This is a genomic window from Paraburkholderia silviterrae (assembly GCF_004353915.1).
Taxonomy (GTDB): domain Bacteria; phylum Pseudomonadota; class Gammaproteobacteria; order Burkholderiales; family Burkholderiaceae; genus Paraburkholderia; species Paraburkholderia silviterrae.
In genome coordinates this window covers 135,277-144,273 of record NZ_SMRP01000007.1, presented here as the reverse complement: position 1 = coordinate 144,273, position 8,997 = coordinate 135,277, and the positions used below count along the sequence as shown (strand labels likewise).

7 protein-coding genes are annotated in these 8,997 nt (G+C 65.2%); 3 read left to right on the top strand and 4 right to left on the bottom strand.

Annotated features, from left to right (window positions below):
* Positions 1 to 482: 482 nt before the first annotated feature.
* Both EYW47_RS16595 and EYW47_RS16590 read right to left on the bottom strand, forming a co-directional pair.
* Positions 483 to 1,958 (bottom strand): sodium:solute symporter family protein, encoded by a 1,476-nt coding sequence (locus EYW47_RS16595; RefSeq protein ID WP_133195927.1) that lies wholly within the window; start codon positions 1,956 to 1,958, stop codon positions 483 to 485.
* Positions 1,955 to 2,164, bottom strand: coding sequence for a DUF3311 domain-containing protein (locus tag EYW47_RS16590; RefSeq protein WP_133195926.1), 210 nt, complete (start codon positions 2,162 to 2,164; stop codon positions 1,955 to 1,957). The genes EYW47_RS16595 and EYW47_RS16590 overlap by 4 nt, the downstream gene beginning before the upstream one ends.
* 297 nt (positions 2,165 to 2,461) lie before the next feature.
* Here EYW47_RS16590 and EYW47_RS16585 point away from each other — a divergent pair, with 297 nt between their 5' ends.
* Both EYW47_RS16585 and EYW47_RS16580 read left to right on the top strand, forming a co-directional pair.
* Positions 2,462 to 3,139 carry a MarC family protein gene (locus EYW47_RS16585; RefSeq protein ID WP_133195925.1) on the top strand — a complete coding sequence of 226 codons (678 nt, stop codon included), beginning with the start codon at positions 2,462 to 2,464 and terminating at the stop codon, positions 3,137 to 3,139.
* An 83-nt stretch (positions 3,140 to 3,222) separates the two neighbouring features.
* On the top strand, positions 3,223 to 4,056 hold the full coding sequence (locus tag EYW47_RS16580; RefSeq protein ID WP_133195924.1) for a class II glutamine amidotransferase: 834 nt from the start codon (positions 3,223 to 3,225) through the stop codon (positions 4,054 to 4,056).
* Positions 4,057 to 4,137: 81 nt separating this feature from the next.
* On the opposite strand, the gene EYW47_RS16575 is transcribed toward EYW47_RS16580, so the two are convergent.
* Both EYW47_RS16575 and treF read right to left on the bottom strand, forming a co-directional pair.
* Positions 4,138 to 5,151 carry a glycosyltransferase family 2 protein gene (locus tag EYW47_RS16575; protein ID WP_133195923.1) on the bottom strand — a complete coding sequence of 338 codons (1,014 nt, stop codon included), beginning with the start codon at positions 5,149 to 5,151 and terminating at the stop codon, positions 4,138 to 4,140.
* A 228-nt stretch (positions 5,152 to 5,379) separates the two neighbouring features.
* Positions 5,380 to 7,191 carry an alpha,alpha-trehalase TreF gene (gene treF / locus EYW47_RS16570; RefSeq protein ID WP_240763746.1) on the bottom strand — a complete coding sequence of 604 codons (1,812 nt, stop codon included), beginning with the start codon at positions 7,189 to 7,191 and terminating at the stop codon, positions 5,380 to 5,382.
* Positions 7,192 to 7,682: 491 nt separating this feature from the next.
* On the opposite strand from treF, the gene EYW47_RS16565 reads away from it, so the two are divergent.
* On the top strand, positions 7,683 to 8,855 hold the full coding sequence (locus tag EYW47_RS16565) for a 4-hydroxybenzoate 3-monooxygenase (RefSeq protein WP_133195921.1): 1,173 nt from the start codon (positions 7,683 to 7,685) through the stop codon (positions 8,853 to 8,855).
* Positions 8,856 to 8,997 lie beyond the last annotated feature (142 nt).

Sequence of the window (8,997 nt, the reverse complement as noted above, 5' to 3'; positions counted from 1 at the left end):
AAAGGGCTCATCCATCCGGCGGCGCTCCGCGCGCCGTGGGGCATAACCAAAACCGGTGGGGCGCACACATTTTCGTAGGACTCCGTCGTATTCGCCAGGCAGTACTCCCGTGCATTCGCACGCAGCATGCGCGGTTTTCCTTGCAGACCGTTCCGCCCGCGCGTAGCGCGCGGCGGGAAGGATGAGCCCTTTGTCACTAACGCGGAGTGTGCGAAGTGACGGATGCCCCGGAGCCGCTCCGATTTACAGGGCAGTGGTGGACTGCGTCACACTGGCGGTTTGAGCCGCTTTCTTTTGCCTACTTTTCTTTGCGGCTGCAAAGAAAAGTAGGTGCCGCCCCGCACAGGGGCAACGCTAATAGACCGACATGAAATCAAGGAAACGCGCAAATCTCCGAGAACCACGAAAAAACTCCCACCACAAACAAAAAAAGCGGCGCAAAAAAAGCGCCGCCCATCAAAACTACAAACCACCATCAATATTCAATGCACGCTAGCGTGCTTATGATCCGCATGCGTACGCGCCTGCGTAACGGCGCTCACAGCCACGAGCACAACAATATTCACACCAAGCGCAAGAAACCCGATATTAATATCCTTGAGCGTATCCGGCGCAGACGGAATCAACTGCGCGACACTCACATGCAGCACCGTGGTAATTACAACCACCAGCACCCCCGCGAGAATCCCACAGAACGCCCCTTGCTTCGTGACACGATTGCGCGTCGCAAGACTGCACACCAGCGCCGGAAACAACTGCGTAACGAAGTTATATCCCATCAGCAAGAGCGCCACGATGGTCTCGCCGCCCTTGAGCGTGAAGCCCACCGCAACGAGCGCGATCACCGGCACGCAGAAGCGCGCGAGCTTCGCAACGCGTGCATCGTCGGCGTTTTTCATCAGCGCGCCGCGATAGACGTCGTTGGCGAGCAGCGTCGAGGCCGTGGTGAGGATCATCGAGCCGGGCACGAGAGCGGTGAGCACGCCCGCCGCGCCGATCACGCCAAGAAACCACGGATCGAAAGTCTGCAACGAAAGCCGGAACAGCGAGAGGTCGATGTCGGTGCCCTTGAGGCCCGGCACCTTGAGCACCGCCGCGAATCCACAGAAGAACACGAACAACAGGATCAGCTGATAGAGCGGCAGAATCGCGGCGTTGCGGCGGAAAATGCGCTCGTCCCTCGCGGTGTAAACCGAGCCGAACGTGTGCGGCCACATAAAGAAGCCGAGCGCCGCAAGCAGCGTCGTGGACTGGAACCACGTGATGCCCTGGCCTTTCGCGGCAAAGCTGAGGAAGCCGGGCTTGGCAGCGTCAATGGCGCGGAACATCTCCGCGTGGCTGCCGTAGTAATGAACCGGCAGGTAAATGCCGAGGAACACGGCGATGGCGAGAATCATCGTGTCCTTGACGACCGAGTTCCACGCGCAGCCGCGCACGCCCGAGACGATCACGTAGGCCGTGACCACCGTCGCGCCGATCCAGACCGCCGCCGTCGACGAAATCGCGCCATACGAGGCCGTCGTCACGATGATGCCGAGGCCCTTCAATTGCAGCACGAGATACGGCACGAGCGCGGCCACGCCCACGCAGGCGACCAGCACGCCGAGCGCGGGGCTCTGGTACTTGCGCGTGAAGAAGTGTGGCTGCGAAACGAGCCGGTGCTCCTTCGCGTAGCGCCATACGGGCGGCAGCATCCAATACGAGAGGATGTACGCAAGCGTCGCGTAACCAAGGATGTAGTAGACCGGCGCGCCCTTGCCATAGGCGAAGCCGCTGCCGCCGAGGAACGTGAAGGTGGTGTAGATCTCGCCCGCCATCAGCAGGAACACGAACGCGGTGCCGAAGCTGCGCCCGCCCACCGACCACTGCTCGAGACTCATGTCGTGCCCGTGGCGCGCGCGCATGCCCAGATAGAGCGCGACGACGGTGATCGCCGCAATGATGATGAGCGCGCTCATGATTGCCCCTCGGCATCGTGCGGGATGCGATTGGCCGGATCGAGCTTGTACACGATGCCCATGATGGCCGCGGTCAGCACGACCCACATGACAATCCACGCCAGCACGAGCGGCATGCCGAGCACGAGGGGCTCGGTGCGGTTGACGAACGGCACGCCTAGCAGGATGCCGATAAAGGGTAGCGCAGCGAGCAACCTCAGTGACATGGCAACTCCTTTGGGTAAAAGGGAAACGTCGCTTCGGGGTCCGGTCGAATCACTCTATGCTGGCGAATGCACCCCGTAAAGCTGCCAAAAATCCCGATACGCCACGCTCCAAGCGAATCGCTGCGAACCTGTTGGCGCACTTTCACCGAAAATGCGGACATGGTGCGCTGCGTCATGAAGACGGATTTTTTGCGCGCCGGCGCCGGCATCCAGCGGGCACGGCGCGCGCCGCTCCGGTTACACTTCACGCTGCCCCGCGGCGCAATCGGAGTGCGCCGAGTCTAACGGATCGCCTACATGATCGAGAGCCTGATTTCAGACATCCTGTTCGGTTTCACCGGACTGATCAGCATCATCAACCCCATTGGCATTGCTTTTGTTTTTCTCGATCGCACGGCGTCGCTTTCCGAGGAAGAGCGGCGTCTGCTCGCCAAGCGCGTGGCGACCAATGCCTGCTTCGTGCTGCTAGCGGCGTTTTTCGTCGGCACGCCCATCCTGCATTTCTTCGGCATTTCGATGGAAGCGCTGCGTATTGGCGGCGGCCTCGCGGTGGCCGTGAGCGGTTGGCAGATGCTCAACGCGCCGGAACCCGAGCCGGCGGTGGCGGATCATCCGGTGAAGCCGCTAAGCGCCGAGTCGGCGTCGGGCAAGGCGTTTTTCCCGCTGACGATTCCGCTGACCACGGGCCCCGGCTCCATCGCCACGGCCATCGCGCTCAACGCGAATCGCACGCACAAACTTTCGGCGTTTCTGCTCTCGGGCATCGCCTCGGTGGCGATCTCGGTGCTCGTGATGCTCGTGATCTATTACGTCTACAGCCGCGCCGCGCGCCTCGCCTACTACCTGGGCGCGGAAGGCACGCGCGTGGCCATGCGCATTTCGTCGTTCCTGCTGCTGTGCATCGGCGTGCAGATTATTCTCACCGGCCTCGACGGCTTTCTCACGCCGCTCGCCGGTCTGCGCGCGGGCAATTGAGCGACGGCGCGAGCCGGGTCTCGCCCGGCCGCGCTCGCGAGGCGCTGGATGCAATATCGGTTCGTTGAAAGTGGAGGGTCACCATGTGCCGCTGGATCGCTTATACCGGTAACGCCGTGCCGCTCGAAACCGTGCTGTTTCGCGCGCGCCATTCGCTGATCGACCAGAGCCTGCATTCGAAGCTCGGCGCGACCACCACCAATGGCGACGGCTTCGGGGTCGGCTGGTATCAACATCCGCACGACATTCCGTATCGCTATCGCAGCGTGCAGCCGGCCTGGAACGACCGCAATCTGCGCGAGCTTGCGCGGGCCGTGCATGCGCCGATGTTCATCGCGCACGTGCGCGCCGCCACGCACACGCCCGTGCAGGAGACCAACTGCCATCCGTTCCGGCACCGGCGCTGGATGTTCGCGCACAACGGGATGATCCAGAGCTTCCCGCTCGTGCGGCGCGACCTGCTGCTGGCGGTCGAGCCCGGGCGTTTCAGCGCGATCGAAGGCTCGACTGACTCCGAAGCGATGTTCTACCTGGCGCTGACCTTCGGGCTCGAAGTCGATCCCGTGCCCGCGCTCGAGCGCATGGTGGGCTTCGTGGAGGCCACCGCGAAAAAGCATGGCATCGAGCCGGCGCTCAACATGACCGTCTGCGCAAGCGACGGTGAGCAGCTCGTGGCCGTGCGCTACTCCAGCGAACGCAAGTCGCGCACGCTCTTTCACAGCACCTCGTTCAAGCATCTGCACGAACTCTATCCCGACGATCCGCGCATCGAGGCCGTGGGTGAGGATGCCTATCTGATCGTTTCCGAGCCCCTCGTGGATTTGCCCGACGTGTGGGCCGAGGTGCCCGAGTCCACCGCGATCGTGGTGCGCGGCGCGCAAATCGACTATCGGGACTTCGTGCCGGTGGCGCCGTAGCGCGTGCAAGAGCAAGCCCGCGCGCAGCGCGCCAGGCTGGCGCGCTGCGCGTGTCTGCTGCAGGTTGTGCGTCGGCCCAGGCTACCAGGCGCGTTGACCCGATTGATCGTACTTCTCGGCCATGGCGGGAATGCCGGCGCGCACCTGGCGCTCGGCGCGCCGCACCTGGCGCCTGAGCAGCACGACGTGCGCGGGCGCGACGCGGCGGCGGCGCAGCGTCCAGAAGACGCCGCGCAACAGCGCAACGCTGGCCGGGCCGAGCGAGCGCTGGCGCGCGAACACCACGAGCGCGCGGCCCGTGGCGGCCAGTGCATCGCGCACCGGCAGACGCATCCAAGCCACCCATGCCGAATTGCGCGCGAGCGTGCAGTGCTGCGCACGCGTGAACCAGCGGCATAGCGGTTCGCGATGCGCGAGCGCCGCCTCGCAATAGACGATCGCATGGCCCGCGCTCAGCACGTCTAGCGCGGCCAGTTCGTCCGCGCCGCCATGCGAGAGCCGCTCTTCGTAGCCGCCGAGCGCGCGGAACACGCTCGCGCGAAACACGCAGGCGCCGGCCATGAAGCCCGCGAGCGATGGGCCGGGCAAGCCGTCGCTGCCGGGCGAGGTGGCGTTGAGCATGAGGCACGCCGGATGGATTTCGCGCTCGTCGTTGCCGACCACGCGCGCATTGAGCACGGCGACATTCGGATGATCGTCGAGCAGTTGCGCCGCATGCGCGAGGGCGCCGGGCGCGAACCAGGTGCTGTCGTCGCAGCACGCGACATAGTCGGTGGGCGCGAGCGCGAAAGCGCGGTTGAAGCCCGCCATCCCATGATCGCCGAGGCTCTGGACGATGCGCACTTGCGGAAACAACGAGGCGAGCAGGCTCACGGTGGAGTCGCTGGAGCCGTTGTCGGCCACGATCACAGCCGGTCGCTCGGGCAGCGCGGTGAGCCGCGCCACAGTATCGACGACTTGGCGCACGTGGTTGCGCGTGAGCACGACCACGGTCACGCGCGGACCGGGCCGGGCACCGGGCTCAGAGCCGGTGTCGGCTCCAGAGACGGGCTTGGGGCCGGGTGTGGAGCCAGGGGTGGGAGGAGAGGCGTTCATGGCGTTTCGAGCGGCGGTGAGCCGGCGGCCAGAGTGCAGATTGCTCTGCGGACATGGGTTTCAGCATACGCCGATGCCGCCCGGTGTGCACACGCACAGCAAACCCGCAGCGCCGCTACGCTGCGCTGCGGGATGGCGCGCTGCAACGGGCTCATGCATGGCGTGCCACGGATCACGCCACCTGGCCGTAGCAGCCGCGCCCGTATTTCAGCACGGATGCATCGCGCGTCAGCGTGCGGGCGCGGCCGCTTTCCCGGCGTTCGTCGCGTGCGCGGCCACGGCGCTATCGGTGTGCGGATACATCGCGAGCAGCACGCGCAGCACGCCGTTGGTCCAGCCGAAACCGTCCTGCAGCGGATATTCGCCGCCGCCCGCCGACGAGCCCTTGGCCGCCGCTGCGCTGATGTCGTACTTCTCGACGAGCTTGTGCGTGTGCCGGTAGTAGACCAGGTTGGTGGCGATCCAGCGCGTGGCGATGCTCTGCGCGAGTGCGTTTTCGCCATAGCGGCGCAGGCCCATGACCGCGAGGTACTGAAGCGGCGCCCAGCCGTTGGGCTCGTCCCACTGCTGGCCGCTCGCCACCTGGGTGGTGGCCAGGCCCCCCGGGCGCAGCAGGCCCGCGCGCACGACACCTGCCACCTGGTGCGCCTGCGCGCGCGTGGCGATGCCGGCGTAGAGCGGAGCGAGCGTCGCCGCCGTGAGCCGGTGCGTGAGCGTGCGTTGCACAAAGTTGTAGTCGCTGAAGGCGTGCAATTGCGAGTCCCACAGCACGCGGTCGATGGCGGCGGTACGCTGCTGGGCGCGCTGGCTCATGCGCTGGGCTTCGGCCGCGTTGCCCGCCAGCCCATAGGCTTTTGCGAGCGTGCGCTCGAGGTCGACGAGCAGCGCGTTGAGGTCGACGGGCACGAGCGACGTGATCTCGATGCTCGCGAGCGAGTGCGGGTCGGCGAGCCAGCGCGAGCTGAAATCCCAGCCCGTTTCGCCGCCCGCGCGCAGATTGCGCCACAGATCGGCGGCGGCGCGCTGCGGCGCGCTTTGCGCGGTGAGCACGTCTTCGCGATACGACTCGTCGCGCGGCGCGTCGCGCGCGTCCCAGTAGCGGTTGAGCACCGTGCCGTCGGCGAGACGCACGACGTGGCGCGCCGCCTCGCCTAGCTTGAGCGTATCCGCGCCGGCCATCCAGTAGTCATATTCCTTGCGCAGCTCAGGCAGATAGCGCACGTAGGTGGCGTCGCCGTCGCGCTGCGCGACGAGCGCCACCATCTGCGCAAAGAACGGCGGTTGCGAGCGGCTCAGGTAGTACGTGCGGTTGCCGTTCGCGATATGGCCGTAGCGGTCGATCAGCGTGGCGAAGTTGTCGAGCTCGTCGCGCGTGAGATCGTGGCGGCCGCTCGCTTCGAGACCCAGCATGATGAAGTACGAGTCCCAGTAATAGATCTCGTTGAAGCGGCCGCCCGGCACGATGTAGGGCTTCGGCAGCGGCAGCAGCGACGAATACGGTTGTTGTGCGGCGTCGGGATTGCGCCGCAGCACGTCCCAGAGCGTGTCGATGTGGCTCACGACGTTCTGGTTCGGATCGGAAACATAGCTGTCGGCGGCCTGTTTCGGATCGGAAAAATGCTGCGCGACGAACTGCGAGAGCGCGGCCTTGCGTGCGTCGGGGTCGGTGATGCCGGCATTGTGCGCGCTCCAGAACTCGTAATCGGCGACGATTTTCGTGGGCGTCTCGTTCGGCACCATGTCGGCGAACGTCTTGCTGTCGGGGAAGACCTGGGCCAGTTCGACGTCGCGATAGAGCTGGCCGTAGAGCTCGGACGGCGGCAGTGGCGCCGCGCTTTGCGCCGTGGCCAACGCCGCGAGCGGGGCGCTTGCGGCTTGCAAGTCTTGCCCGGCCTGCGTCGCGGCGAGGGGCGCGGGCGCCGCAACCTGCGCGCGTGCCGCGTGCGGCGCAAATGCGAGCGGCAGCGCGATCAGGAGCGCGGCGGCGCAATGGACGAGGCGCGGATGGGCAAACGGCGGGTGCGGCGCCGGATCGGGCACGCAAAGGCGTTTCGAGAGGGCGTTTAGAAGTCGGACTGGTCGGTGGTTCGAGTGTGGCATCGGCGTGTCTCGCGATTGTTGTTGGAAGGAGAGGGTTTAACGGCGCGAACGTGGCGTCGGAAAAACTGCTGTGACGCAGCAATTTCCGTTCCGCAACGGACGTATCCACGCCGGACGTATCCACGCCGGACCTATCCACACAGGGCGGCCCTTCGCAGGGCGACTCGTCGCCAGACGCCAATTCGTTGCGCGCGAACCGAATTGGCGCTGCCACGCTGCATTGCGCGGTTGAGTTTCCGATCGGCGCCGAATGCGCCGAATTTCTCTTATCGGCACAGCCGGCTGCTGGTAGTTTCCCGCAACTGCCGCAAACCAGCGGATGTTCCGGTTCTTTATCCAAAATCGAGATAATTCGTATTCACGATATCGCGTTGCGCGATATCGCTCCGAGCCGCCAAACTTGCGCAAAATCAACACGTAATGGAGACATCATGCGCACCCAGGTTGGCATCATCGGCGCGGGGCCCGCGGGCCTGCTTCTTTCCCATCTGCTGCATTTGCGCGGCATCGACTCTGTCGTGCTCGAACGGCGCGGCCGCGATCAGATCGAATCCACGATACGCGCGGGCGTGCTCGAGCAAGGCACCATGGACACGCTCGCCGAGGCGGGCGTCGGTGAGCGCATGAAAGCCGAAGGCGCGTTGCATCACGGCTTCGAGCTGGCGTTCGAAGGCAAGCGCCGCCGTATCGACCTCACCGCGCTCACTGGAAAATCGATCACGGTCTACGCGCAGCACGAAGTGCTCAAGGATCTCGTCGCGGCGCGCGTGGCCGCCGACGGCAAGCTGTTCTTCAATGTCTCGAACACCTCGATTCACGGCATCGAAACCGCGTCACCCTCCATTAGCTTCGAGCACGCGGGCGAGCAGCATGAACTGCATTGCGACTACGTGATTGGCTGCGACGGCTCGCAGGGCGTCTCGCGCGCGGCCATTCCGGCGGCATTGCGCCAGGACTACGAGCGCGTGTTCCCATTCGGCTGGTTCGGCATCCTCGTGGAGGCGCCGCCTACGTCCGACGAGCTGATTTACGCACGCCACGAACGCGGCTTTGCGCTCGTCAGCACGCGCTCGCCGAACGTGCAGCGCATGTATTTCCAGTGCGATCCGAACGACGCCGTCGAGAACTGGTCCGACGACCGCATCTGGGCCGAGCTGCACGCGCGCGTCGATTCGGACGAAGGCCATCACGTGGTCGAGGGCAAGATTTTCCAGAAGAACATCGTTGGCATGCGCAGTTTCGTATCGACGACGATGCAGCATGGGCGCCTGTTCCTCGCGGGCGATGCGGCGCACATCGTGCCGCCCACGGGCGCGAAGGGCCTCAACCTGGCCGTCGCCGACGTGCGCGTGCTGACTGCGGCGCTGGTGGCGTTCTACAAGGAGAGCCGCACCGATCTGCTCGATGCGTACAGTGAAACCGCGCTGCGCCGCATCTGGCGCGCCGAGCACTTCTCGTACTGGATGACGCGCATGATGCACCGCCTCGACGATGCCTCGCCGTTCGACCAGCGCCTGCAGGTTGCGGAGCTGGAGCACGTCACCACCTCGCGTGCGGCGGCGACCGCGATGGCCGAGAATTACGTGGGCGCGGTGGCGGTTTAGACATCGCTTCAAACGGCGGCACGAGCCGCAAAGCACAAAGGGCGCTCGGTTCAGACAAACGAGCGCCCTTTTTTTGCCTGCGCGAAGCGTCTTCAGCGCGCCGTGATCGGCGCAGCCTCGAACTGCGCCGCGAGATCCGCAA

Excerpts from the sequence above, each read along its gene's own strand:
- EYW47_RS16595 (WP_133195927.1), bottom strand. The coding sequence starts at position 1,958 with ATGAGCGCGCTCATCATCATTGCGGCGATCACCGTCGTCGCGCTCTAT.
- EYW47_RS16590 (WP_133195926.1), bottom strand. The coding sequence starts at position 2,164 with ATGTCACTGAGGTTGCTCGCTGCGCTACCCTTTATCGGCATCCTGCTA.
- EYW47_RS16585 (WP_133195925.1), top strand. The coding sequence starts at position 2,462 with ATGATCGAGAGCCTGATTTCAGACATCCTGTTCGGTTTCACCGGACTG.
- EYW47_RS16580 (WP_133195924.1), top strand. The coding sequence starts at position 3,223 with ATGTGCCGCTGGATCGCTTATACCGGTAACGCCGTGCCGCTCGAAACC.
- EYW47_RS16575 (WP_133195923.1), bottom strand. The coding sequence starts at position 5,151 with ATGAACGCCTCTCCTCCCACCCCTGGCTCCACACCCGGCCCCAAGCCC.
- EYW47_RS16565 (WP_133195921.1), top strand. The coding sequence starts at position 7,683 with ATGCGCACCCAGGTTGGCATCATCGGCGCGGGGCCCGCGGGCCTGCTT.